Origin of the sequence: Marinobacterium nitratireducens, assembly GCF_014645375.1 — a bacterium.
GTDB classification, from domain to species: Bacteria; Pseudomonadota; Gammaproteobacteria; order Pseudomonadales; family Balneatricaceae; genus Marinobacterium_A; species Marinobacterium_A nitratireducens.
Genome location: NZ_BMLT01000018.1, coordinates 29,916 through 54,602, shown reverse-complemented (window position 1 = coordinate 54,602; position 24,687 = coordinate 29,916). Strand labels below are relative to the sequence as shown.

20 protein-coding genes and 2 tRNA genes are annotated in these 24,687 nt (G+C 62.4%); 15 read left to right on the top strand and 7 right to left on the bottom strand.

The features are described from left to right. The first annotated feature begins 39 nt into the window (after positions 1 to 39). The 14 genes from ftsH to pnp all read left to right on the top strand — a co-directional run bounded on the left by ftsH (position 40) and on the right by pnp (position 14,966). A complete protein-coding gene (gene ftsH, locus IEX85_RS22315; protein ID WP_229722066.1) occupies positions 40 to 2,040 on the top strand; it encodes an ATP-dependent zinc metalloprotease FtsH in 2,001 nt (666 codons plus the stop codon). Between the two features lie 208 nt (positions 2,041 to 2,248). Further along, a complete protein-coding gene (gene folP / locus IEX85_RS22310; RefSeq protein WP_188862858.1) occupies positions 2,249 to 3,061 on the top strand; it encodes a dihydropteroate synthase in 813 nt (270 codons plus the stop codon). A gap of 100 nt (positions 3,062 to 3,161) precedes the next feature. Beyond that, positions 3,162 to 4,511 (top strand): phosphoglucosamine mutase, encoded by a 1,350-nt coding sequence (gene glmM, locus IEX85_RS22305; RefSeq protein ID WP_188862848.1) that lies wholly within the window; start codon positions 3,162 to 3,164, stop codon positions 4,509 to 4,511. Positions 4,512 to 4,556: 45 nt separating this feature from the next. Beyond that, positions 4,557 to 5,327, top strand: a complete 771-nt coding sequence (gene tpiA / locus IEX85_RS22300) for a triose-phosphate isomerase (protein WP_188862847.1) — start codon at positions 4,557 to 4,559, stop codon at positions 5,325 to 5,327. Between the two features lie 4 nt (positions 5,328 to 5,331). Beyond that, positions 5,332 to 5,700 (top strand): preprotein translocase subunit SecG, encoded by a 369-nt coding sequence (gene secG / locus IEX85_RS22295; protein WP_188862846.1) that lies wholly within the window; start codon positions 5,332 to 5,334, stop codon positions 5,698 to 5,700. 18 nt (positions 5,701 to 5,718) lie between these two features. Then, a tRNA-Leu gene (locus IEX85_RS22290) sits at positions 5,719 to 5,804 on the top strand. 47 nt (positions 5,805 to 5,851) lie between these two features. Beyond that, positions 5,852 to 5,928: transfer RNA gene (locus tag IEX85_RS22285), tRNA-Met, on the top strand. A 310-nt stretch (positions 5,929 to 6,238) separates the two neighbouring features. Then, complete coding sequence (rimP, locus tag IEX85_RS22280) at positions 6,239 to 6,694, top strand: ribosome maturation factor RimP (RefSeq protein WP_188862845.1); 456 nt, start codon at positions 6,239 to 6,241, stop codon at positions 6,692 to 6,694. 31 nt (positions 6,695 to 6,725) lie between these two features. After that, positions 6,726 to 8,216 (top strand): transcription termination factor NusA, encoded by a 1,491-nt coding sequence (gene nusA, locus IEX85_RS22275; protein WP_188862844.1) that lies wholly within the window; start codon positions 6,726 to 6,728, stop codon positions 8,214 to 8,216. A 24-nt stretch (positions 8,217 to 8,240) separates the two neighbouring features. After that, a complete protein-coding gene (infB, locus tag IEX85_RS22270) occupies positions 8,241 to 10,760 on the top strand; it encodes a translation initiation factor IF-2 (RefSeq protein WP_188862843.1) in 2,520 nt (839 codons plus the stop codon). Positions 10,761 to 10,771: 11 nt separating this feature from the next. Then, positions 10,772 to 11,167, top strand: coding sequence for a 30S ribosome-binding factor RbfA (gene rbfA, locus IEX85_RS22265; RefSeq protein ID WP_188862842.1), 396 nt, complete (start codon positions 10,772 to 10,774; stop codon positions 11,165 to 11,167). Positions 11,168 to 11,170: 3 nt separating this feature from the next. Continuing rightward, positions 11,171 to 12,121: a tRNA pseudouridine(55) synthase TruB gene (truB, locus tag IEX85_RS22260; protein WP_188862841.1), complete on the top strand. Its 951-nt coding sequence runs from the start codon at positions 11,171 to 11,173 to the stop codon at positions 12,119 to 12,121. Between the two features lie 138 nt (positions 12,122 to 12,259). Then, positions 12,260 to 12,529 (top strand): 30S ribosomal protein S15, encoded by a 270-nt coding sequence (gene rpsO, locus IEX85_RS22255; RefSeq protein ID WP_188862840.1) that lies wholly within the window; start codon positions 12,260 to 12,262, stop codon positions 12,527 to 12,529. Between the two features lie 334 nt (positions 12,530 to 12,863). Further along, positions 12,864 to 14,966 (top strand): polyribonucleotide nucleotidyltransferase, encoded by a 2,103-nt coding sequence (pnp, locus tag IEX85_RS22250; protein WP_188862839.1) that lies wholly within the window; start codon positions 12,864 to 12,866, stop codon positions 14,964 to 14,966. A 597-nt stretch (positions 14,967 to 15,563) separates the two neighbouring features. Here the strand turns inward: pnp and IEX85_RS22245 are convergent. Genes IEX85_RS22245 through rsuA form a run of 3 tightly spaced genes read right to left on the bottom strand, consistent with a single transcriptional unit; the run spans position 15,564 to position 17,999 of the window. Beyond that, positions 15,564 to 16,256: a YciC family protein gene (locus tag IEX85_RS22245; RefSeq protein ID WP_188862838.1), complete on the bottom strand. Its 693-nt coding sequence runs from the start codon at positions 16,254 to 16,256 to the stop codon at positions 15,564 to 15,566. Between the two features lie 10 nt (positions 16,257 to 16,266). After that, positions 16,267 to 17,304: a class I SAM-dependent methyltransferase gene (locus IEX85_RS22240; RefSeq protein ID WP_188862837.1), complete on the bottom strand. Its 1,038-nt coding sequence runs from the start codon at positions 17,302 to 17,304 to the stop codon at positions 16,267 to 16,269. Further along, positions 17,301 to 17,999 carry a 16S rRNA pseudouridine(516) synthase RsuA gene (rsuA, locus tag IEX85_RS22235; protein ID WP_188862836.1) on the bottom strand — a complete coding sequence of 233 codons (699 nt, stop codon included), beginning with the start codon at positions 17,997 to 17,999 and terminating at the stop codon, positions 17,301 to 17,303. Before rsuA ends, IEX85_RS22240 begins: the two co-directional genes overlap by 4 nt. A 140-nt stretch (positions 18,000 to 18,139) precedes the next feature. Here rsuA and IEX85_RS22230 point away from each other — a divergent pair, with 140 nt between their 5' ends. Further along, complete coding sequence (locus tag IEX85_RS22230; RefSeq protein WP_188862835.1) at positions 18,140 to 18,976, top strand: 6-carboxytetrahydropterin synthase; 837 nt, start codon at positions 18,140 to 18,142, stop codon at positions 18,974 to 18,976. A gap of 69 nt (positions 18,977 to 19,045) precedes the next feature. Here the strand turns inward: IEX85_RS22230 and IEX85_RS22225 are convergent, their stop codons facing one another. From IEX85_RS22225 to panB, 4 genes are all read right to left on the bottom strand, one after another. Continuing rightward, positions 19,046 to 21,214 (bottom strand): DUF6351 family protein, encoded by a 2,169-nt coding sequence (locus IEX85_RS22225; RefSeq protein WP_188862834.1) that lies wholly within the window; start codon positions 21,212 to 21,214, stop codon positions 19,046 to 19,048. Positions 21,215 to 21,340: 126 nt separating this feature from the next. Continuing rightward, a complete protein-coding gene (locus IEX85_RS22220; protein WP_188862833.1) occupies positions 21,341 to 22,522 on the bottom strand; it encodes an acetyl-CoA C-acetyltransferase in 1,182 nt (393 codons plus the stop codon). A 487-nt stretch (positions 22,523 to 23,009) separates the two neighbouring features. Continuing rightward, positions 23,010 to 23,858, bottom strand: a complete 849-nt coding sequence (gene panC, locus IEX85_RS22215) for a pantoate--beta-alanine ligase (protein WP_188862832.1) — start codon at positions 23,856 to 23,858, stop codon at positions 23,010 to 23,012. Positions 23,859 to 23,860: 2 nt separating this feature from the next. Then, entirely contained in the window at positions 23,861 to 24,655 is a 795-nt protein-coding gene (gene panB / locus IEX85_RS22210) for a 3-methyl-2-oxobutanoate hydroxymethyltransferase (RefSeq protein ID WP_188862831.1), read from the bottom strand. Positions 24,656 to 24,687 lie beyond the last annotated feature (32 nt).

The window sequence follows — 24,687 nt, the reverse complement described above, 5'->3', positions numbered from 1 at the left end:
TGCGCTTAAGCGTCAACTGAGGGTAGTCCTTTGAATGATATGGCAAAGAATCTGGTCCTCTGGCTGGTTATTGCGGCGGTTCTGCTGACCGTCTTCAATAACTTCAATGCCGAGGGAGATTCACGCAGACTCACCTATTCCGACTTCGTCGCGGAGGTTCAGGCCGATCGTGTGTCCAAGGTCGTCATCGACGGCTACACCATCTACGGCCAGCGCGAAAACGGCGACCACTTCGAGACGATCCGCCCGGCGCTTCAGGACCCCAAGCTGGTTGACGATCTGCTGCAGCACAATGTCGTGATCGAAGGCAAGCAGCCGGAGCAGCAGAGCATCTGGACTCAGCTGCTGGTGGCGTCGTTCCCGATTCTGGTGATCATTGCCGTGTTCATGTTCTTCATGCGTCAGATGCAGGGCGGCGGCGGCGGCAAGGGTCCGATGTCGTTCGGCAAGTCCAAAGCGCGGATGATGAGCGAAGACCAGATAAAGACCACCTTCGAGGACGTCGCCGGCGTCGAGGAAGCGAAGGAAGAGGTCAAGGAACTGGTCGACTACCTGCGCGATCCCGGCAAGTTCCAGCGGCTGGGTGGCCATATTCCCCGTGGTGTGCTGATGTCCGGTAACCCCGGTACCGGTAAGACCCTGCTGGCGAAAGCCATCGCCGGCGAAGCCAAGGTGCCGTTCTTCAGCATTTCCGGTTCGGACTTCGTCGAGATGTTCGTCGGTGTCGGTGCGTCCCGTGTACGTGACATGTTCGAACAGGCGAAAAAGAACGCGCCCTGCATCATCTTTATCGACGAGATCGATGCCGTCGGTCGTCATCGTGGCGTCGGTCTTGGTGGCGGTAACGACGAGCGTGAGCAGACGCTGAACCAGCTGCTGGTCGAGATGGACGGTTTCGAGGGTACCGAAGGCATTATCGTCATAGCCGCCACCAACCGTCCCGATGTGCTTGACCCGGCGCTGCTGCGTCCCGGCCGTTTCGACCGCCAGGTCAATGTCGGCCTGCCGGATATCCGCGGTCGCGAACAGATTCTCAAGGTCCACATGCGCAAGGTGCCGCTGGGCGATGACGTCAAGCCCGAGCTGATCGCGCGCGGAACCCCCGGCTTCTCCGGCGCTGACCTGGCCAACCTGGTTAACGAGGCGGCGCTGTTTGCGGCCCGTGACAGCAAGCGCACCGTGGGCATGCTGCAGTTCGAGAAGGCCAAGGACAAGATCATGATGGGCGCCGAGCGCAAGTCCATGGTGATGTCCTACAAGGAACGCCTCAACACCGCCTATCACGAAGCCGGTCACGCCATCATCGGCCGCCTGATGCCGGAGCACGACCCGGTGTACAAGGTGTCGATCATTCCCCGCGGCCGCGCGCTGGGCGTAACCATGTTCCTGCCCGAGGAAGACCGTTACAGTCACAGCCGGCAGACGCTGATCTCCAATATCTGCTCGCTCTACGGCGGCCGGCTCGCCGAGGAGATGACGCTGGGCAAGGAGGGCGTGACCACCGGTGCCTCCAACGATATCCAGCGTGCCACCAGTCTGGCGCGCAACATGGTGACCAAGTGGGGTCTTACCGACGAGCTCGGCCCGCTGCTCTACGATGACGAGGACGGCGATCCCTTCACCCGCGGCTACGGCCAGCCGGCGAAGCAGACTTCGGAAGAAACCCAGCGTCAGATCGATACTGTGGTGCGCAAGATCATCGACGACTGCTACGCCAAGGCGCGCAAGCTGCTCGAGGACAATCGTGACATTCTCGATGCCATGGCCCAGGCGCTGATGAAGTACGAGACGATCGACTCCAAGCAGCTCGACGAACTGATGGCTCGCAAGCCCGTCACCCCGCCCGACGGCTGGGTGGACCCGGACGAGAGCGCCGGGCAGGCCGCCTCCGATGCGCGCCCTGAAGAGCGCGACGAGCAGGTAGTCGAACCCGAGCGCGACCAGGGTGCTGCCGGTGATGCCCCGTCCGGGGGATCCGATCAGACGGCCTCGCGTACCGATTCGGACATGAACGGTTCGACCGATCGCAAGTTGCACTGATCCGGACAGTCGGCTAGCAGCCGCCAGAAAGGCCGACCCTGAAAGTCGGCCTTTGTCGTTCTGGGAGTATGATCTGGCAGCGGTGGCGTCTCGCCGATGCCGCCGCCTTTTCCCGGCACCGCGCCGGGTGTTCAACGGGAGACTGCAAGTGAGCGCGAACAATTTGCAATGCGGCGACAGGCGTCTGGACCTGTCCCGTGTGCAGGTCATGGGAATTCTCAACGTCACGCCGGATTCCTTTTCCGATGGCGGCAGCTATCATGACGATGGCCGGCTGGTGGCGGAGAGGGCGCTGCAGCGGGCGGCGGGCATGGTCGCGGAAGGCGCCGGCATCATCGATATCGGTGGCGAGTCGACGCGCCCCGGTGCTGAACCCGTCAGCGTGCAGGAAGAGCTCGACCGGGTATTGCCCGCGGTGGAGTTGATTCGTCGTGAACTGGATGTGGTGATCTCGATCGATTCCAGCACGCCCGAGGTGTTCACAGAGGCTGCGGCGCTGGGCGCTGGGTTGCTGAACGATGTGCGCGCCCTGGCACGCGACGGTGCGGTGGCAGCGGCGGCCGCAACCGGGCTGCCGGTGTGCCTGATGCACATGCAGGGTAATACCCCGGCCGACATGCAGCTGGCGCCACATTACGACGATGTGGTGCAGGAGGTCTCGGCGTTCCTGTCACAGCGGATCGGGGCCTGCGTGGCGGCCGGTATTCCGAGAGAGCGGCTGATACTGGATCCTGGGTTTGGTTTTGGCAAGACGCTGGAGCACAATCTGCGCCTGCTCAATCGCATGGAAGAGCTGCACGAACTGGGTCTGCCGCTGCTGGTGGGTACCTCGCGCAAGACCATGGTGGGCCAGGTGCTGGACCGCCCGGTGGATCAGCGCCTGCACGGCAGCCTTGCTACCGCAGTCATCGCGGTGGGCAAGGGTGCGCGTATCATCCGGGTCCACGATGTCGCGGCGACAGTGGACGCCGTGCGCATGACCGAGGCGGTCCTGCGCGAAGCGAAGGGAGACGTAGAGTGACGAAGCGTTATTTTGGTACCGACGGCATTCGTGGACGCTGGGTTGAACAACAGTTGATGATGCCCCGGTTCGGGCTGAAGCCTGAGCGCGGAGAGCGGGTATGAGCAAACGTTATTTTGGCACCGATGGCATCCGTGGGCGGGTCGGTCAACATCCGATTACGCCGGACTTCGTGCTGAAGCTCGGTTGGGCCGCGGGCAAAGTCTTCGCGCGCTCGGGCCAGCACCGTATTCTGATTGGCAAGGATACCCGCATATCGGGCTACATGTTCGAGTCGGCGCTGGAGGCCGGTCTGTCGGCGGCCGGTGTCGATGTTCTGCTGACCGGCCCCATGCCGACCCCGGCGGTCGCCTATCTGACCAAAACCTTTCGTGCCGACGCCGGAATCGTCATCAGCGCCAGTCACAATCCGTTCTACGACAACGGCATCAAGTTCTTTTCCGCCCGCGGTACCAAGTTGCCCGACGAGATTGAGCATGCCATCGAGGCGCAGATGGACATTGCCATGAGCACGGTGGAGTCACACGAACTGGGCAAGGCGAAGCGCATAGACGATGCGGCCGGTCGCTACATCGAGTTCTGCAAGGGTACCGTCAGTGGCGCGCTGAGCCTGAAGGGGCTGAAGATCGTGCTCGATTGTGCCAACGGCGCCACCTACCATGTCGCGCCCCAGGTCTTCGAGGAGCTGGGCGCGCGGGTGGTGCGTATCGGCACCTCGCCGGACGGTATCAATATCAACGAGCGCTGCGGCGCCACCGATCCGACCCAGCTGCAGCGGCGGGTGCTCGACGAAAAGGCGGACCTCGGCATTGCGCTCGATGGCGACGGTGATCGGATCATCATGGTGGATCATAAAGGAGAGGTGGTCGACGGCGATGAAATACTCTTCATCATCGCCCGTCAGATGCAGCAGCAGGGCAGTCTCAACGGCGGAGTGGTCGGCACCCTGATGAGCAACTTCGGCCTCGAGCGCGCGCTGCGTGAGGCTGAAATCCCCTTCGTTCGCGCCAGGGTCGGCGATCGCTATGTGCTGGAGGAGCTCGACAGTCGCGACTGGCTGCTCGGTGCGGAAAACTCGGGTCACGTGGTCTGCCGCCACCTGACCACGACCGGAGACGGCATCGTTGCCGGCCTGCAGGTACTCAAGGCGATCGCCGACAGCGGTTGCAGTCTGCACGAGTTGAAAGGCGGCATGACCAAGTTGCCGCAGGAGATGATCAACGTGCGGGTGGCGAAGCGCGTCGATATCGACGGTGTCGAGGCGATCGAGCGTGCGGTCGCTCTGGTCGAGCGGCAGCTTGGGGACAGCGGCCGGGTGCTGCTGCGTCCCTCGGGTACCGAACCCGTGGTTCGGGTGATGATCGAAGGCGAGGATCCGGTGCAGGTCAAGGCACTCTGTCGCGATCTTGCAGAGGAGGTCGAAAAAGCGCTGCAAGCGCTTGTATCTTAAAATTAACTCGGTTAAGATTTGCGCCTCTTTCGAGAGGGGAGTTCGATGCGTACAGGTATCGTAGCAGGCAACTGGAAGATGAACGGCAATCTGGCAGCAAACGCCGAACTGATTGCGGGGATTCTGAAAGGCGTTTCAGAATACGATGGCATCGAAGTTCTGGTTTGCCCGCCGGCGGTTTATACCGCCCAGGTTAGCGGGTTGCTGGATGGATCCCGGGTTGCCATTGGCGCCCAGAACGCCTCGGCGTTCGAAGGCGGGGCCTACACAGGTGAGGTCGCGCTGGGCATGCTGAAGGAATTCGGTGTCCGGCACGTGATTGTCGGCCACTCCGAAAGGCGCGCGCTCTTCGCCGAGAGTGATGAGCAGGTGGCGCAGAAGGCAAAAGCCGTATGCGCGGCCGGGATGGTGCCCATTGTCTGTGTGGGCGAGACGCTCGAAGAGCGTGAAGCCGGCAAGACGGTTGAGGTGGTGTCGCACCAGCTGAAAACGGTGCTCGACAGCATTCCTGGTGACGCCTTGGCGCAGGTGGTAGTGGCGTACGAGCCGGTCTGGGCCATAGGTACAGGCAGAACGGCAACGCCGGAACAGGCGCAGGAGGTTCACGCGGCTTTGCGTGAACTGGTAGCCGGAATCGACGCCGAGGCGGCGGGCCGGATGCGCATTCTGTACGGTGGCAGCGTCAACGCGGCCAATGCAGCGCAGCTTTTCGCCAAGCCCGATATCGACGGCGGCCTGGTGGGTGGAGCTTCGCTGAAAGCGAACGAATTTATCGCGATCTGCGGTGCGGCCGCAGACGCAAAAGTGACTGGTTGAGCGAATGGAAACTTTGGTTCTGGTAGCACATGTACTGCTCGCCATCGCGGTGATCGCGCTGGTTCTGTTGCAGCAGGGCAAAGGAGCCGAGGCGGGTGCAGCCTTTGGTGGTGGTGCATCCCAGACCGTGTTCGGCAGTCAGGGAACCAGCAGCTTCCTCGGGCGGATGACCGCTGTGATGGCGGCTGGTATCTTCGCAACAAGTTTTGTGTTGGCCGTGTTCGCAAAGAACAAGGCCGAGTCGATCGGTGATGCCGGCATTCCTGCGGCTGAAGTGATCGAAAGCAGCGCGAGCCAGGAGCCCGAGCTGCCGGTACTCGAACAGCAGGCGCCAGCCGCGCCGGCCGATTCGGATGTGCCGACCGCGGAGTAAGATCCGCAGAAAGAGTTTGCCCAAGTGGTGGAATTGGTAGACACGCTATCTTGAGGGGGTAGTGTCCCTAGGACGTGCCGGTTCGAGTCCGGCCTTGGGCACCATATTGAAATAAAGCAGGTTGTCTGTATAATATGGCACCTGTTTCTGTTGCGGGGTGGAGCAGTCTGGTAGCTCGTCGGGCTCATAACCCGAAGGTCGTTGGTTCAAATCCAGCCCCCGCTACCACTTTCCTGAGTTGTTCTAAGCAGTATTCCCGGGATGATAGCCATCTCGAGAATCTTACTCAGGGTCAGGCGTTCGGTATTTGCGCGCCTGAGTTCGGGCTCACGTAAGGGGTGCCCGGCGGTTAAGGACAAGCAAGATCGTCGTATGGATCCTGCGGCCTTGGCCACCTATTCGTATATTTTCGAAAAGGCCCCTTCAAGGGGCTTTTTCGTAGGTAAATCAAGGCACGGGTGCCGTGATCAGAAATGGGTCCAGATGTGACCCATTTTTTGTTTCAGGCGGTTGCTCAGAACCTTAGTGAGGTTAGCCGGTGTCAGCGAAGCTGAAATTGCTACACGAACTGATAGAGCCCAGCGTCACCGCGCTCGGGTTCGAGCTCTGGGGCATAGAGTACGTCGCCCAGGGCGCTCACAGCGTGCTGCGTATCTACATCGACAGTGAAGACGGAATCAGCGTGGACGACTGCGCCAAGGTGAGTCATCAGGTCAGCGGCATACTCGATGTCGAGGAGCCGATCAGCGGGCAGTACAACCTGGAAGTATCGTCTCCGGGGATGGACCGGCCGTTGTTTACGCTGGAGCAGTTCGCCGCCTGGGCGGGCCATCAGGTGCAGCTGCGTCTGCGCGTTCCTTTCGAGGGCCGGCGCAAGTTCAAGGGGCTGCTGAATGGCGTCGAAGGCGACGAAGTGCTGTTGGTGGTGGATAAAGAAGAATATCTATTGCCGATCGATCTGATCGATCGTGCCAATATAGTTCCGCAGTTCTGAGGAACTGCGACGGGTTTTGCGAGGCAGTGGCATGAATAAAGAGATCCTGTTGGTAGCAGAAGCGGTATCGAACGAAAAGGACGTCCCCAAAGAGGTGATCTTTGAGGCGATCGAACTGGCGCTCGCGACCGCAACCAAGAAGCGTTACGACGAAGAGGCCGACATCCGCGTCGAGATCGACCGGGCGACCGGTGACTACGAGACCTTCCGTCGCTGGCTGGTCGTCAGCAACGAAGAAGTACCGGCACTCGGCACCGAGCTGACGCTGGAAGAAGCGCACGAGCAGGATGTCAATCTGCAGCCCGGCGACATTTACGAAGAGGCGGTGGAATCGGTCAAGTTCGGTCGTATCGCTGCCCAGACCGCGAAGCAGGTTATCGTGCAGAAGGTGCGCGAAGCCGAGCGCGCCAAAGTGGTGGCCCAGTACCAGGAGCATCAGGGCGAGCTGATTTCCGGCAGTGTCAAAAAGGTGACACGGGACAACATTATCGTGGACCTGGGCAACAATGCCGAGGCGCTGCTGCCGCGTGAGCACCTGATCGGTCGCGAGACGTTCCGCATGGGAGATCGCGTGCGCGCCATCCTGCTCGAAGTGCGTGCGGAGGGCCGCGGCCCGCAGCTGGTTCTGAGCCGCAGCTGCCCGGAAATGCTGATCGAACTGTTCCGCATCGAGGTGCCGGAGATCGCCGAGGAGGTGATCGAGATCCGTGCCGCGGCGCGTGATCCCGGCTCCCGCGCCAAGATTGCCGTCAAGACCAACGACGGCCGCATCGACCCGGTCGGTGCCTGTGTCGGTATGCGCGGCGCCCGTGTGCAGGCGGTATCGAACGAACTCAACGGCGAGCGTGTCGACATCATTCTCTGGGACGACAATCCGGCCCAGCTGGTGATCAACGCCATGTCGCCGGCGGAAGTGGCGTCCATCATCATCGATGAGGACTCCCACTCCATGGATGTGGCCGTTGCCCAGGAAGCCCTGGCAATGGCGATTGGCCGTAGTGGCCAGAACGTCCGCCTGGCCAGCGAGCTGACCAAGTGGACACTGAACGTTATGACCGAAGACGAGGCTGCCGAGAAGCAGCAGTCCGAAATCGGCTCCATCATGGAAACCTTCATGAACCACCTCGACGTCGATGAAGATGTCGCCGAGGTCCTGGTCGGTGAAGGCTTTACCTCTCTGGAAGAGGTTGCCTACGTCCCTGTCGACGAAATGCTTGAAATCGACGGGTTCGACGAAGATATCGTTGAAGAGTTGCGCTCCCGGGCCAAGGACGCCCTGCTCAACCTGGCAATCGCCAGCGAAGAGGAACTGGAGAACGCTGAACCGGCTGCAGACCTGCTGGAAATGGACGGTATGGATCGTCACACCGCCTATCTGCTGGCCGCGAAAGGGGTGATCACGATGGAGGATCTGGCCGAACAGGCTGTCGAGGATTTGCTGGATATCGAAGGTATCGACGAAGAGCGTGCCGCGCAGCTGATCATGACCGCCCGGGCCCCCTGGTTTGCGGACAATGAGTAAGGTCAACGGAATAGGAGAACCAATATGGCAGAAGTAACCGTACAGCAGCTTGCCGATGTGGTTGGTGTTTCCGTTGAGCGTTTGCTTAAGCAGATGCTGGAAGCGGGTATCAAAGGTAAAAACGAAGGCTCCAAGGTAAGCGAGGGCGAGCGTCAGGAGCTGTTGACGTACCTCAAGCGCAGCCACGGCGAGAACGCCGAGTCCGGCGAGCCGAAGAAGATCACGCTCAAGCGCAAGACCACCTCTCAGTTGAAGGTGGCGGGCGCTTCGGGCAAGAAGAAAACCATCAATATCGAGGTCCGCAAGAAGCGCACCTACGTCAAGCGCACTCCGACCGAGGACGAGGCCGTTGCTGTCGAGGCGGAAGAGGCCCAGCCGGTAGTCGAGTCGGCCGCGGCCGCTGCGGCTCCCGAAGCGGCCCCGGTCGAGGCACCGGCCGAGCAGCCCCAGGTTGTGGCGCAAGAGGCGCAGCCGGAGCCGCAGATCGAGAAGGCTGTCGAGGTCGAGACCGACGAGCCGCCGGCACCGGCGGCACCCAAGGTCGACCATCGCGAAGAAGCTCAGCGTCGCGAAAAGAAAAAGCAGCAGCAGCAGCAGCGTCGCAACGAAGACAAGAAGCCGGCCCGTGGTGGCAAGGCGGCGGCTGCCCGCACCGGTCGTGGCGGACGTGTCGACGAAGAGCGCGGCGGCGGTCGTCGCGGCGGCAAGCTCAGCCGCGGTCCAGGAAAGGGCCGTGGTCGTGGTGGCAAGCCGAACGTGCACGGTTTCAAAGAGCCGACCGCACCGGTGGTGCACGAGGTGCAGATTCCCGAGAGCATCACCGTGGCGGATCTCGCCAAGAAGATGTCCATCAAGGCGGCCGAGGTCATCAAGGTGATGTTCAAGATGGGCGCCATGGCGACCATCAACCAGGTCATCGACCAGGATACCGCTATCCTCGTCGTCGAGGAGATGGGCCACGTTGCCAAGCCGATGCAGGAGAACGCGGTCGAGGAAGAGCTGATCGAAAGCCTGGCGCAGAACCAGGGCGAGGCCAGCGGCCGCGCACCGGTGGTTACCGTCATGGGTCACGTCGACCACGGCAAGACCTCGCTGCTCGACTACATCCGTACCACCCGCGTCGCCGCGGGCGAGTCCGGCGGTATTACCCAGCATATCGGCGCCTACCACGTCGAAACCGACAACGGCATGATCACCTTCCTGGATACCCCGGGACACGCGGCCTTCACCGCCATGCGTGCCCGCGGTGCCAAGCTGACCGATATCGTCATTCTGGTCGTCGCCGCCGATGACGGCGTCATGCCACAGACCGAAGAAGCGGTACAGCACGCCAAAGCGGCCGGCGTGCCGCTGGTGGTCGCGGTCAACAAGATGGACAAGGAAGACGCCGATCCGGATCGCGTCAAGAACGAGCTGGCGCAGCGCGACGTCATCCCGGAGGACTGGGGCGGCGACGTTCAGTTCGTCAACGTCTCGGCCAAGACCGGTCAGGGCATCGAGGAACTGCTCGAGTCCGTGCTGCTGCAGGCGGAGGTACTGGAACTGACCGCAGTCGACGACGCGCCGGCACAGGGTGTCGTGGTCGAATCGCGCCTGGACAAGGGTCGCGGTTCAGTTTCCACCCTGCTGGTCCAGAACGGTACCCTGCGCAGGGGCGATATCGTGCTGGCCGGTCTGCACTATGGCCGCGTTCGCGCCATGCTGGACGAGGACGGCAACCCGATCGACGAAGCCGGTCCGTCCATTCCGGTCGAGATCCTGGGTCTCGACGGTACGCCGGATGCCGGTGACGACTTCACCGTGGTCAGCAACGAGAAGAAGGCGCGTGAAGTGGCGCTGTTCCGCCAGGGCAAGTACCGCGAGGTCAAGCTGGCGCGGCAGCAGGCATCCAAGCTGGAGAACCTGTTCGCCAACATGCAGGCCGGCGATGTGCAGTCGCTGAACATCGTCCTCAAGGCCGACGTGCGCGGCTCCCTGGAGGCGCTGACCCAGACCCTGGAAGACCTGTCCACCGACGAGGTCAAGGTCAACATCGTCTCCGGCGGTGTCGGCGGTATCTCCGAGACCGAAGCCAACCTGGCGCTGGCGTCCAGCGCCATCGTCATCGGCTTCAACGTCCGTGCCGACAACCAGGCCAAGGCCATCGTCGAACGCGAAGGTATCGAGCTGCGCTACTACAGCGTCATCTACGACATCATCGACGACGTCAAGCAGGCCATGAGCGGTCTGCTGTCGCCGGAGTACCGCGAGCAGATCGTCGGTGTCGCCGAGGTTCGTGATGTGTTCCGCTCGCCGAAGATCGGCGCGGTCGCAGGCTGCATGGTCACCGAGGGTACCATGTACCGCAACAAGCGCATTCGCGTGCTGCGTGACAACGTGGTGATCTACGAAGGCGAACTGGAGTCGCTGCGCCGCTTCAAGGATGCCGTCGCCGAAGTCCGTCAGGGCATGGAGTGCGGTATCGGCGTCAAGAACTACAATGACGTCAAGGTCGGCGACCAGATCGAGGTCTACGACACCATCGAAGTTCAGCGCACGATCTAAGGTCCTGACGAATGGCACGCGAATTCAGTCGCACACAACGGGTGGCGGACCAGATCCAGCGGGATCTGGCCCAGCTCATCCAGTTCGAAATCAAGGACCCGCGTCTGGGCATGGTTACCGTCAGTCATGTACGGGTGGCGAAAGACCTCGGCTATGCCGATGTCTACGTCACCGTCATGCCGCTGAGTGATCAGGATGAGGCGCAGACGGTCAAGGAATCGCTGGCGGTGCTGAACAAGGCCGCCGGATTCCTGCGTCACGAGCTGGCGCGCGGCATCAAGCTGCGGGTCATGCCGCAGCTGCGCTTCCACTTCGACGAAACCGTCGAGCGGGGGCGTCGCCTGCACAGTCTGATCGAGCAGGCGTATCAGCGCGAGAGCAAGGACAGCTCACCGGACGAGGACTGAGCCATGGCCCGAAAGCCCAAGGGACGCATGCTCGATGGTATCCTGCTGGTCGACAAGCCGGCAGGTCTGACCTCGAACGGCGTACTGCAGCGGGTCAAGCGACTCTATGGCGCGGCCAAGGCCGGCCATACCGGCGCGCTGGACCCGTTGGCCACCGGCATGCTGCCGATTACCTTCGGCGAAGCCACCAAGTTCTCGCAGTTTCTGCTGGATGCCGACAAGCGCTATCTGACCACCGCCAAGCTCGGCGTCCGCACGACCACCAGCGATGCCGACGGCGACGTCGTCGAACAGCGCGAGGTGCCGGCGGACCTCGACCGTGCCCGTATCGAAGCCCTGCTCGAAGCGCATTTTCTCGGCGAGATCGAACAGGTTCCGTCGATGTACTCGGCGCTCAAGCACCAGGGGCAGCCGCTGTACAAACTGGCGCGCAAGGGCGTGCAGGTGGAAGTGAAACCGCGGCGCGTGACCATCTACGAGATTCGCATGACCGCCCTGCGCGGTGACGAAATCGACCTGGACATTCGCTGCTCCAAGGGCACCTATATCCGTTCCATCGTCGAGGATCTCGGTTTGCTGCTTGGTTGCGGCGCCCACGTGCAGATGTTGCGCCGGCTCGATACCGGGCCCTACAAGGCCGACATGATGATCGGGCTGGAGCAGCTGCAATCGCTGGCGACGCCGGCCGCCGGGTCGGACGATGAAAAGGGCATACAAGCGCGTCTCGATGCGCTATTATTGCCCGTCACCAGCGCCCTGGAGGACCTCCCGTCGATCGAACTCGAAGCGGAGCAGGCTCAGCGGGTGCTGCAGGGTCAGCGACTTGCGCTGCGTGATGTGGCAGCGGTCGAGCTGATCAAGATTTTCGAGCGCGATAACGGGCGTTTTCTCGGTATTGCGCAGATATCCGATGACGGTGTCCTGAGGCCCCGTCGCCTGCTGGCGACCGCCTGAGACCGGCATCAGTCTGCCCCCGGGCGGACAACACTGACGGTGCACTGAAAATATGCTCGGTGCACCGCGTCTATCAACCCGCGGCTGGCTTGCTGAACTGCTAAATAGCCGCGTGCATATTGAAATCGGAGTTTGAAAATGGCACTTACCGCTGAAAAGAAAGCTGAAATCGTCCAGGAATTCGCCCGCGGCGAAGGCGACACCGGCTCCCCTGAAGTACAGGTTGCCCTGCTGTCCTACAACATCACCGGCCTGCAGGACCACTTCAAGGAACACAAAGGCGATCACCACTCCCGTCGTGGTCTGATCCGCATGGTTAACCAGCGCCGCAAGCTGCTGGACTACCTGAAGAAAAAAGACGCCGATCGCTACCTGCAGCTGATCGGGCGCCTGGGTCTGCGCCGCTAAGAGCAATACCGGGGGCCATACAATGTATGGCCCCTGCTTTATGTACAGGATGTACGGTATGCCGCGAGCGCAGGACGCGCATGAGCGGCGATGTACAGGATGTACAGTCACCGTTTTTTGCTCCTGCAAAAACGGTGTTTCCGACATCCGTGTCGGTCATGCCGCGAGCGCAGGACGCGCATGAGCGGCGAATGTACCTGCGAACTTCCAACTGATTCAGCCGGCCCGTACTCAATTGCGCTTTGCCGCAGAGTGCAACTGAGTACAGGCTATACCGATGGACTGAACGGGCGGTGTTTGCAGGCCGAGACTCACTCGAACGAGGAGACAGATAGTGCAAGCTACTACCAAGACTTTCCAGTACGGCAATCACGAAGTGACCCTGGAGACCGGCCGTATTGCCCGACAGGCTACCGGCGCGGTGATGGTCACCATGGGCGGTGTCCAGGTGCTCTGCACCGTGGTCGGCGCCAAGGAAGCGAAAGAAGGCCAGGACTTCTTCCCGCTGTCCGTGCACTACCAGGAAAAATACTACGCCGTCGGCCGTATCCCGGGTGGTTTCTTCAAGCGTGAAGCCCGTCCGTCCGAGAAGGAAACCCTGACCTCGCGCCTGATCGACCGTCCGATCCGTCCGCTGTTCCCGAAAGGCTACATGAACGAAGTACAGGTCATCTGTACCGTCATGTCCGCCGACAAGGTGAACGATCCTGATATCGCTGCGATGATCGGCACCTCCGCGGCGCTGGCCATTTCCGGCATCCCCTTCCTGGGCCCGATCGGCGGTGCCCGCGTCGGTTTCACCGAAGCCGAAGGCTACATCCTAAACCCGACCTACGAGCAGCTGGCCAGCTCCGAGCTGGACATGGTCGTCGCCGGTACCAGCGATGCCGTGCTGATGGTCGAGTCGGAAGCGAAGGAACTGACCGAAGACGAGATGCTGGGCGCCGTGCTGTTCGCGCACCAGGAAATGCAGGTTGCCGTGCAGGCGATCAACGAGCTGGTCGCCGAAGCGGGCAAGCCGAAGTGGGACTGGCAGCCGGCCGAGAAGAACGAAGCCCTGATCGCTCAGGTACGTGGTCTGGTCGGTGAGGGCATCGCCAGCGCCTACCAGGTCGCCGACAAGATGCAGCGCCAGAACACCCTGGCGAACCTGCGCAGCCAGGCGGTCGCCGAGATCGCCGGCAGCGAAGAAGGGCAGCCGAGCGACAAGGAAGTGGCGGGTATCTTCAGCTCGCTGGAAAAAGAGATCGTGCGTAACCGCATCATCGACGGTGAGCCGCGTATCGACGGTCGCGACAACAAGACCGTGCGTCCGATCAACGTCGAGATCGACCTGCTCAAGGGCGCCCACGGCTCCGCGCTGTTTACCCGTGGCGAGACCCAGGCCATCGCCACCTGTACCCTGGGTACCAGCCGCGACCAGCAGATCATCGACGCCATCGAAGGCGAGCGCAAAGACCCGTTCATGCTGCACTACAACTTCCCGCCGTACTCGGTCGGTGAAGCGGGCCGCATGGGTGGCGCCGGCCGTCGCGAAATCGGTCACGGTCGTCTGGCCCGTCGCGGTGTCGCTGCGGTGCTGCCGAGCCAGGAAGATTTCCCTTACACCATCCGTATCGTTTCGGAAATCACCGAATCCAACGGTTCCAGCTCCATGGCGTCCGTCTGCGGCGCTTCGCTGTCGATGATGGACGCGGGTGTCCCGCTGAAGGCGCCGGTGGCGGGTATCGCCATGGGTCTGGTGAAGGAAGCTGATCGTTTTGCGGTCCTGACCGACATCCTCGGTGACGAGGACCACCTCGGCGACATGGACTTCAAGGTGGCCGGTACCGAGTCCGGTGTCACTGCACTGCAGATGGACATCAAGATCACCGGTATCACCGAAGAGATCATGGAGATCGCGCTGGAGCAGGCTTACCACGCCCGTAAGCACATCCTCGGCGAGATGGCCAAGGTGATCGGTTACGCCCGTCCGGAGCTGCCGGACAACGCGCCGGCAATGACCCTGCTGAAGATCAACCCGGAGAAGATCCGCGACCTGATCGGCAAGGGCGGCGCCACCATCCGCGCGCTGACCGAAGAGACCGGCGCGATGATCGACATCGAGGACGACGGCACCGTTCGCATCTACGCCGACAACAAGCAGAACGCCAAGAACGCCATCGAGCGTGTTCAGGCGATCACTGCCGAGGCGGAAGTGGGCAAGATCTACGAAGGCAAGGTGGTCCGTATCGAGGACTTCGGTGCTTTCGTCAACATCCTGCCGGGCAAGGACGGTCTGGTGCACATCTCGCAGATCGCCGACAAGCGTGTCGAGAAAGTCACCGACTACGTCAAGATGGACGATGTCATCAAGGTCAAGGTGCTGGACGTCGACATGCGCGGCCGCATCAAGCTGTCGATGCGCGACCTGGTCGAAGACGAATCCGCTTCCTGATTGGTCCCTGAAGGAAACCCCCGCGCGTGCATGACCCGCGGGGCAAGTACTCAAGGCAACAAAAAGCCGGCCCTTCGGGGCCGGCTTTTTTGTGGAGGGGATAAAAGTAGGATGGGTGGAGCTGCATTGGTAACGCCTTGCGCGGGATTGACGCGGCGCAACTACCAGGGATTGTGGGAATCCTGATATTGCAGGAGCAAATATCAGGGAACCCATCAATGAGTCGCCCAAGATGGGTTGCTCGACGCCCTGGCCGTAGCAGTGACGGATACGCCGTACCGAGGCGTGGCTCCACCCATCCTACGATTTACGTTTTTCCCGCTAAAGCGTGATGAAACTTTCTTGGGGAGTTGAGTCGGGTGCGGTTGAGCATCGGAGCCTATGCCTTAGGGTGCCGGTAAGCGAAGCGCACCGCACCGCCATATCGGTGCGCTTCGCTGCGCTCAGCAGCACCCTACGGCCGACAGGTGACAGGTGACAGGTGACAGGTGACAGGTGACAGGTGAAACTATTATCCGTAACCCGTAACCCGTAACCCGTAACCCGTAACCCGTAACCCGTAACCCGTAACCCGTAACCCGTAACCCGTAACCCCGGTTATTCCTCGGCAGGCGCGTTGCCTGCGGTCTCTTCCTTCATCAGGCAATACACCCGAAAACCATAGATGGTCACCAGGGTGCCGAGCAGGTCGAAAAGGATGCCCAGTGCGGTATCGAAGGGGGCCATGTCGACGCCGCGCTGGGCAATCAGCGCGAATGGCAGCTCCAGCACGAACAGGCCGCCGAAGATGATCAGCATGCCCTTGAGCAGCAGACCGAAGTAGTCGTTGGTCTGCTGCCAGCTCAGGCGCAGTGATTCGCTTACCTTGCGGTTTTCCAGCACGCAGACATAGTCGGCGAACGACAGCCGAACGCCGGCATAGATACCCGGTATGATCAGCAACAGCAGGCCGATAGTGACCGCGACGACCATTGCCAGGTAGGTAAGTAACAGCCGGCGCCAGTACTTCAGGCTGGCAAGGATCGCTTCCATTGCCCGCAGCGGACGGTTGTCGACCACCGACTGCAGGAACAGGATGGTGGCGCCCCAGTAGATTGGCAGCAGGGTCAGATTCAGCAGTATCAGCAGTGCACCGGCGTTGCGCATCGCCGGTGACTCGGGTGCCAGCGATGACTGGATCAGCCAGCCCACCAGGTTCAGCAGGATGATGAAGGGCAGCTGGATACGGGCGATGACGGCAAAGTTGCTGCGGAAGAAAAACAGGCTTTGGCGGATATATTCGAGTGTCATGGGACTCCGGTCAGGTGGCGTCGGCCAGCAGCACCAGCTTGAAGCTGCCGTCCGTGGCAAGGGTTTCGATACGGCGAAAGCGGCCGGCCGCGCGGCGCTCCAGCATAATATGCCGGTTGACGACGAAACCGGCAACACCGCCCGGTTCCAGTAAGCGGGCGGTGGCGGCGAGAAAGCGCTCGGTGAGGTCGTCCTCGACGCTGAAGCCGGCATGGAAGGGTGGGTTGCAGAGGATCAGCGCGAAGCGCTGGTTGATGCCGTCGCCGCAACTGGCCGGTACGACCTCGGCATCGATGCCGTACTCGGCGACATTGCGGCGACAGGCGGCAATGGCCGCGGCATTGTTATCGGTGGCGACGATCGGTGCGCCGAGCCGGGCGGCCCTGACGGTCAGGTAGCCGTAGCCGCAGCCGAGATCGAGGATACGATCGGGCGGCTCCGGCAACGCCGCGACGAAAGTGTCCAGGTGTTCGATCAGAAAGGCGCTGCCCCTGTCGACCTTGTCCCAGCCGAAGACACCGGGTTTGCTCCAGTACTCGAAGTCGTCGTCGCGACAGGTCGGGCGCAGACGGTCGTAGTCGCGATCGTCCAGCATCTCTCCCGGCTGGTCACTGCGTGTGAACAGGCCGCGCCAGCAGTTGCCGCTGACCTTTTCCACCTCGGCGTTGCCGAACAGTTTCTTCGCCCGCTCCAGATAGCCCTTGATGCCCTCGTTCTTGTCGCCGCTGAGGATCAGTTCGCCGCCGTTGCGCAGCACCCGCCAGGCTTCGTTGATGCAGTGGTGCACCAGGGGCTTTTCCTTGGACACGCGGTAGACCACGCGTGCCACGGAACCCTCGGTGTGGGACGAGAGGTCGAAGTCGCACCAGTCGGCCCGCCAGCCCAGCGCCCGGGCGCTATCCACCAGGTCCAGCCGGTTGCTGATCATCTGTACCGCCGGATCCGGGCGCAGGTTGCTGCCCAGCAGGTTCTCGTCGGCGAGCCAGAGCGTGGGCTGCGGTGCTCCGTGCAGCCAGGGGCGCAGCAGCTCGAAGGAGGGGTCGGTCATGAATAGATACTGTCGATTTCGGATTCGGTGAGCGGGCGGTAGTCGCCGGGTTCCAGCTCGGGGTCGAGATCGATGCTGCCGATCCGTTCCCGGTGCAATGTCACGACCCGGTTGCCGAGCGCCGCGAACATGCGCTTGACCTGGTGGTAGCGCCCTTCGGTGAGCTCAACCAGCGCCTCGCGGGGTGACAGGATCTGCAACCGGGCAGGCAGGGTTCGCCGGAGTTCCCCGTTCAGTTTGAGCCCCTGGTCGAAGGCGCGGATGGCGTCGTCATCGATCGGGTCGGCGGTTTCGACCCTGTAGCGCTTGCTCAGCTTGTGGCGTGGCGAGGTAATGCGGTGCGACCACTGGCCGTCGTCGGTCAGCAGTACCAGGCCGGTGGCGTCGATATCGAGGCGGCCGCAGCAGTGCAGCTCCTCGGCGCGGGGCAGATCGACCAGGCTGTTGACCGTCGGATGGGTCGGGTCGTCGCTGGCGCTGACGTAGCCCTCGGGCTTGTAGAGCATCAGGTAGCGGGGCCCCGGGGCCCCCACCGGCTGGTCGTAAAGGCAGATCTCGTCTTCATCCGGATCGATGTGCAGTGACGGATCCCGCACCGGTTCGCCATTGAGGCTTACCTCGTCGCGGCGCATCAGCCGGCGGATATCCTTGCGGGAAATGCCGGTGGCCTGGGAGAGATACTTGTCCAGTCGCATAACGTCTTTGGGGCCTTGTCGAAAGGGGGCAGTATACCCGAGCAAGGCGGCTTTTTGTCGGCCAGAGCCCGGCTTGCGGCATGAAAAAGTTGACCGTATGGGCTACTATAGCGCCCACTCAACAGGCCAGTGGAACCACCGTGAAACTCTTTGTCGATAACCTGACCAACGTCGATTTTTCCTACCTGCATCCGCACCGGGGGCTGCTGGGCGAGTCCTGGCTGGTGCAGCTGGTACTCGACGGCCGGCTCAACGAGCAGGGTATGATCTGCGACTTCGGCATCGTCAAGAAGGCGGTGAAGGCCTGGATGGACAAGTACATCGACCATGCGCTGCTGGTACCGACCGGCATGCCCAGGCTGTCACACCGCCAGCATGACGGCGAAACCGAGGTTGAGTGGCGTTACCCGGACGGTCGCGGCTTTTACTGCCGCTCGCCCGAGCAGGCCATTACGCTGGTGGGCGAGCCGGAGATTACCGAGCACAGTCTCGCCGGCTGGTGCCGCGAGCAGTTGCTGAAACTCTTTCCCGGCGAAGTCGAGGGACTGGAGCTGGCATTCGTGCCGGAGCGCATCGACGGCGCCTTCTACCACTACAGTCACGGCCTGCATCAGCACGAGGGAAACTGCCAGCGCATCGCCCACGGCCACAGGTCCCGTATCGAGATTCACCTCAACGATCAGCGCGACGAAGCACTGGAAGCGGTCTGGGCCGAGCGGCTGCGGGATATCTATATCGGCACCCGTTCCCATCTGGTCGACAGCGCTAGCGGCATGCACCACTACCGCTATCAGGCGCCCCAGGGCGAATTCGAGCTCAGGTTGCCGGCCGATGTCTGCTACCTGATCGATACCGAAAGCACCGTCGAGCAGATTGCCGTGCACCTGGCCGCCGAGATCAAGCGCGAGCACCCGGACGAGACAGTACTGGTACGCGCCTTCGAAGGCGTGGGCAAGGGCGCGATCGCGACAGCCTGAAGCGTAGGGCACCCTGAGTGTAACGAAGCGTGCCGTCTTCGCGGTGCGGTTCGCAATCTCACCAGCACCCTACGGGGTAATCTGCCCCAGTCCCGGCACGCTGTAGTCGCAGACCCCGTCGGGAAAGATGTGCTGCAGCCGGTTGCGGTAACCGTTCATATCCACGCTGCCGTACAGACCATGGGCCAGGGCGTCGTCGACGCTGACCAGGTGGCACTTGAACAGGTCGCCGCGCAGGTCCTCGCCGGCCACCGTGCGCGGTGTACCGTAGATGGGGTAGCGTTGCATGCAGGTGCCATCCGGCCTGCCATTCCAGCCGCCGTCCCAGACATGCTCTCCTTCCGCCAGCAGCTCGCCGTCTTCGGTGAAACAGGCATCCTGCGCGCTTGCCGGCCTGTGCTCGCTGTCGAGCCATTCCAGCAGTACATCGAAGCCCCGATCCGTCGGGTCATAGGGCTTGGGCGCCATCCAGATCAGCTGATTGGCGGCGTAGCCGCGCAGCTGTAGGCGCAGCCGGGTGCTGAAGGCTGCACTGGCGTGATGCATGTCCAGCGCCGGCTCGAGGTAATGGCGCAGGTCGATGATCGGTATCGGCAGTTCGCCGGTAAATACTATGCCTGCACGTACCGCTGCGCGAATTGCCTCCGGGTCGCCGTGGGTCCGAGGTGCCGGTGTACGGCCGCCGTCGGGTGACAGGCGCATGTTGTGGTGGCTCCAGGGGCTGAAATCCAGCAGGTCTTTGTCGCCGTTGAGGTGCCAGAAGCGCTCTTGCTTCATCTGGCCGGGGTTTTTCCAGCCGCCGATGTTGGCGTTGAGATGGAGGAAGGTGCGCGGGCTCAGCTGACCGTCCCGCAGCGCCTGCAGACCATACTGAACGCCGACGTTGTCCCAGGTCTGACGGGCGTAGCCATTTTCGTCGGCGCCATAAATGCCGCGCAGGTCCTGCCAGTGGGTCCAGTGGACCTGGCGCTGGACCTCTGGCGTGAAACGCGGTGAGAAGTGGACGAAGCGCGGATTGTTCACCAGCGGCGTCAGGCCGCGCCATGCGTGGCTGCATTCACTGCCGCCCAGCGGCCACCTTGGTGCCCGTCCCTGTATCACCATTGCCAGTTCGTAGAGCCAGGTGCGGCTGTCGTGGATGCCGTTGCGGCTGTTGAGACCTGCCACCAGGCGCCGTGACGGCCAGCTCCAGGTGTCGGGCGCCTGCTGGTCGAAATAGTATTCCAGCAGTTCGCAGTCGAAGGCATAGATGGTTTGCGTCAGCATGTCCGGGTAGGCATACAGCGCGAGGCCTGCATCGAGCAGTCCCGAACCGTTCTGCGCGATCAGGTACTGCTGGATGGCGCCGCCGGAGCCGCCGATGCCGAGGGTGTGGCTCGGTTCGCCGTAAAGTGCGCGAAACTGTGACTTGACCCTGAGAGCCGTCTCCTCGGCCAGCCAGATATTGTAGTGGTTGGAGGTCTGGTTGCCGGTGGAATAGGCGATGGCGAAGCCCCGGCGCAGCTGATCGTAGCGCCGCTCCGGCAGGTCGGTTTCGCGCAGGCGTCCCTGTCGGTAGCCGATGCCGACACCGCCGCGGAACTGGTAGATAAGGTTTCGGTTCCAGTAGCTGAGGTCGGGCTGTGCGGCCTCGTCGTCGGGGCCCTTGAGCATGACGATGCTGTAGATGAAACGGTTGATGGTGCCGGTCTCGACCCGGACCACGAAGTCGATCTCACGGTCGCCGAGCCGGATGCGCTCGATATCGCCGTCCGCCTCCTCCAGCGGGAAGAACTGGCGGGTGCCGCTGCGGTTGTAGTAGTAGCGCACGCGGGTGGGGTGCAGGCAGTCCTTGCTGTAGCCGATCACGTCCTTGCTATGGTGTCCTTCGGCGTCCGTGGCGTAGACGCGGATGCCGAAGCCGTCCTGATTGTCGACCAGCGGCTGTCCGAGGCCGGAGTCTTCGCCGTCGCAGGCGAAGGGGTACTGTAGCGGTCCGGCGTAGAGTGGCTGATGCGGTCCGACCTGACCGGGGAGAATCGGATAAGGATACGGATCCTGAGGTCGCGTCCATTCGCTGGGCGGTGGCCCCTGATAGCTGGGCTGGGGCTTATAGGTCAGCGGAGGCGTCCCCACCACGAGGGGCATCTCGAGATAGCGCCGGTTGTTCGGCAGGTAATCGGGAATCTGATACCAGAACCAGGTCGCCAGACCCAGCAGCGGAACCAGGACCAGCAGGGCAATCTTGGTGGCCTTCATAACCGCCTCCGCATAGCGTGGACATAGCTATAGCCTAGTCAAATTTGCGAGGCGTGAGGCGTGAGTAGGCCGGTGGTGGCGAGGGGAAATAGCAGGACCGCCCCGGCGGGGCGGTCCCGGCAGGCGTCAGTCGCGCTCGATGGCCAGGGCGGTACCCATACCGCCACCGATGCAGAGGGTCGCGAGGCCCTTCTTGGCGTCGCGCTTCTCCATCTCGTGGATCAGGGACACCAGGATCCGGGCGCCGGATGCGCCGATCGGGTGACCAAGAGCAATGGCGCCACCGTTGACGTTGACGATGTCGGTGTTCCAGCCCAGGTCCTTGTTGACGGACATGGCCTGGGCCGCGAAGGCTTCGTTGGCTTCGATCAGTTCCAGATCATCGATGCTCCAGCCGGCTTTTTCCAGCGCCTTGGTGGTGGCGCAGATCGGGCCCGTACCCATGATGGCCGGATCGACACCAGCGGAGGCGTAAGCCTTGATGCGGGCCAGCGGCTTGAGGCCGAGGGCTTCGGCTTTCTCGGCGGAGCACAGGATGACCGCGGCAGCGCCGTCGTTGATGGTGGAGCTGTTACCGGCGGTTACGGAGCCGTCGCGCTTGAATGCCGGACGCAGCTTGGCCAGGGCATCGGCGGTTACGCCGAAGCGCGGCTGCTCGTCGGTGTCGAAGACCACCGGGTCGCCCTTACGCTGCGGAATGCTCACCGGAACGATCTCGTCCTTGAAGCGGCCGGAGGTCACGGCGGCTTCGGCCTTGTTCTGCGAAGCGGCGGCGAAGGCGTCCTGATCTTCGCGGCTGAAACCGTACTTCTCGACGATGTTTTCGGTGGTGATACCCATGTGATAGTCATTGAAGGCGTCCCAGAGGCCGTCCTTGATCATGCTATCGACCATTTTCCAGTCGCCCATGCGGGCGCCGTTGCGGGAGTTCGGCACGACGTGGGGGGAAGCGCTCATGTTTTCCTGGCCGCCGGCAATGATGATGTCGGCATCGCCGCAGCGGATCGCCTGGGTGGCCAGCTGCAGAGCCTTGAGGCCCGAGCCGCAGACCTTGTTGATGGTCATTGCCGGAACTTCCTGCGGCAGGCCGCCGTTGATGGTCGCCTGGCGTGCCGGGTTCTGGCCGCAGCCTGCGGTCAGTACCTGGCCGAGGATGACTTCATCGACGTCGGTCGGCTTGACGCCGCTCTTTTCGAGCAGGGAACGGATAACGGTGGCGCCGAGATCGGCGGCGGAAACGCCGGCGAGAGCGCCGCCGAAGGTGCCGATGGCCGTACGGCCTGCAGCTACAATTACAACATCGCGCATAAGGTAAGCCTCTTGATTTTAGAATCGACTACGGGTGCATCCGGGCGTTCGTCCGCTGGTTGCAGGCCGGTTATAATTCGAGGGCGCAGTTTCAGGTGCGCATGCTTCGCCGGGTGCCGCGAAGTGGCTTTTCGTTCACACTCAGGCGCGTCGGTGTCGGTCACCTGGCAGGTTCCCGGCATTGACAGACGGCTGCGATGGCCCTGGCGGGCGGAGTTCGAGAAAGCTGCTTGGCGTTGCGCGTCGGCGGTGCCCCTTGTAGTTTGGCCTGGCCGGACAAATGCCTCCAGCCCGATCATACCGAAGCATTTTGACTCCGATATTGCAGTCATAACCGTTCAGAGGCCTTCGAGGCCGGGCTATGCTGCGTTGCAGCGGGCTGTATCGCCTTATCGTTTTTTAGTTAGCGACCGACCCAGTCTGCGCGAGCGCTTCGCATCTTGTCAAGCTTAGGGGGAGGAGCGGCAGCAGTTGCCGCCCCGCAATGTCAGCGATTGACTTCGATATTGTCGATCAGGCGGGCGGCGCCGAGGTAACCGGCGGAGAGGATAACCAGCTCCCGGTCCTGGCCGGTGGCGGGCTCCAGGTTGCTGCGGCGCAGTATGCGCACGAAATCGCGGCGAAAGCCCGCAGCCTCCAGCTGCTGCTGAGCGTCTTCGGCGAGCCGGTCATAGTCGGTCTCACCGGCCTCGATAGCCGCTGCGGTGTCACGCAGGACTCGGCTCAGGGTCGGCGCTACGGCCAGTTCCTCCGGCGTCAGATAACCGTTGCGCGAGCTCAGTGCCAGACCATGTTCGTCCCGGACAATCGCCACGCCGTGGATCGCGATAGGCAGGCAGAGGTCGGCGACCATGCGCCGGATCACGAGCAGCTGCTGATAGTCCTTGGTCCCGAAGAAGGCGCAGTCGGGCTGAACGATACCGAACAGCTTGCTGACGACGGTGGTGACGCCGCGAAAATGGCCGGGGCGGGTGGCGCCGCAGTGCATGTCCGAGAGGCCGGGGACCTCGACGATGGTCTGGTTCTCGCGGCCATTGGGGTACATCTCGGCTTCGCTTGGCGCGAACAGAAAGTCGCAGCCCTCGGCTTCCAGCCCCGCCTGATCGTCGGCCAGGGTTCTCGGGTAGCTGTCGAGGTCTTCGTTGGCGCCGAACTGCAACGGGTTGACGAAGATGGTGGCGACCACGATGTCGGCGTGGCGCCGGGCTTCCCGAACCAGCTCCAGGTGACCGCGGTGCAGATTGCCCATGGTCGGCACCAGCGCGATGCGCTTCCCGTCGCGGCGCGGCTGGCGCAGTGCCTCGCGCAGATCGGCGATTCGATTGAGCGTCTGCATAATTACTCGAACCCGTGTTTGGCCGTCGGGAAGGCGCCGGAGTGGACCTCGTCAGCGTAAGCCTGAATGGCGCCTCGGATATCGTCCGCTTCGGCCATGTAGTTCTTGACGAAGCGGGGCGTGCGGCCCGGCGAGATGCCCAGGATATCGTGCATCACCAGCACCTGGGCGTCGGTGTCGGGGCCGGCGCCAATACCGATCACCGGAATGTCTACCGCGCGGGAAATTTCGCCGGCCAGCAGCGAGGGCACGCACTCGAGCAGCAGCAGGCTGGCGCCGGCCTGTTCCAGGCGCACCGCGTCTTCGATCATCTGCTTGGCGCTGTCGCGGTCGCGTCCCTGGACGCGATAACCGCCGAGCCGGTTGACCGCCTGCGGGGTCAGGCCCAGATGCGCGCAGACCGGCACGCCGCGATCGGCCAGCAGGCTGATGCTTTCAGCCAGCCATGCGCCGCCTTCGATCTTGATGATATGGGCGCCGGCCTGCATCAGCGCGGCCGCGCTGGCCATCGCCTGCGCCGGAGTTCCGTAGGTCATGAACGGCAAATCGCTCATGATCATCGAGCCCTTGTTGCCGTTGGCGACGGAGCGCGTGTGATAGACCATTTCGTCGAGAGTCACTGGCAGGGTGCTGTCGTGGCCCTGTAGGACCATCCCCAGCGAATCGCCCACCAGAATGACCTCCACACCGGCTTCGCTCACCAGTTGCGCGAAGCATGCATCGTACGCGGTCAGAACCGCGAACTTTTTACCATCCCGCTTGAGAGTGGACAGGGTATGCAGAGTGACGTTCTTCATAGGGCGTTAATCGCGTCAGTGGTTGTAACGTA

Coding starts and splice junctions, on each gene's coding strand:
- folP (WP_188862858.1), top strand. CDS start 2,249: ATGGGAATTCTCAACGTCACGCCGGATTCCTTTTCCGATGGCGGCAGC.
- rpsO (WP_188862840.1), top strand. CDS start 12,260: ATGGCACTTACCGCTGAAAAGAAAGCTGAAATCGTCCAGGAATTCGCC.
- IEX85_RS22220 (WP_188862833.1), bottom strand. CDS start 22,522: ATGCGCGATGTTGTAATTGTAGCTGCAGGCCGTACGGCCATCGGCACC.
- IEX85_RS22245 (WP_188862838.1), bottom strand. CDS start 16,256: ATGACACTCGAATATATCCGCCAAAGCCTGTTTTTCTTCCGCAGCAAC.
- panB (WP_188862831.1), bottom strand. CDS start 24,655: ATGAAGAACGTCACTCTGCATACCCTGTCCACTCTCAAGCGGGATGGT.
- secG (WP_188862846.1), top strand. CDS start 5,332: ATGGAAACTTTGGTTCTGGTAGCACATGTACTGCTCGCCATCGCGGTG.
- tpiA (WP_188862847.1), top strand. CDS start 4,557: ATGCGTACAGGTATCGTAGCAGGCAACTGGAAGATGAACGGCAATCTG.
- rsuA (WP_188862836.1), bottom strand. CDS start 17,999: ATGCGACTGGACAAGTATCTCTCCCAGGCCACCGGCATTTCCCGCAAG.
- IEX85_RS22225 (WP_188862834.1), bottom strand. CDS start 21,214: ATGAAGGCCACCAAGATTGCCCTGCTGGTCCTGGTTCCGCTGCTGGGT.
- IEX85_RS22240 (WP_188862837.1), bottom strand. CDS start 17,304: ATGACCGACCCCTCCTTCGAGCTGCTGCGCCCCTGGCTGCACGGAGCA.
- truB (WP_188862841.1), top strand. CDS start 11,171: ATGGCCCGAAAGCCCAAGGGACGCATGCTCGATGGTATCCTGCTGGTC.
- infB (WP_188862843.1), top strand. CDS start 8,241: ATGGCAGAAGTAACCGTACAGCAGCTTGCCGATGTGGTTGGTGTTTCC.
- rbfA (WP_188862842.1), top strand. CDS start 10,772: ATGGCACGCGAATTCAGTCGCACACAACGGGTGGCGGACCAGATCCAG.
- nusA (WP_188862844.1), top strand. CDS start 6,726: ATGAATAAAGAGATCCTGTTGGTAGCAGAAGCGGTATCGAACGAAAAG.
- ftsH (WP_229722066.1), top strand. CDS start 40: ATGGCAAAGAATCTGGTCCTCTGGCTGGTTATTGCGGCGGTTCTGCTG.
- glmM (WP_188862848.1), top strand. CDS start 3,162: ATGAGCAAACGTTATTTTGGCACCGATGGCATCCGTGGGCGGGTCGGT.
- panC (WP_188862832.1), bottom strand. CDS start 23,858: ATGCAGACGCTCAATCGAATCGCCGATCTGCGCGAGGCACTGCGCCAG.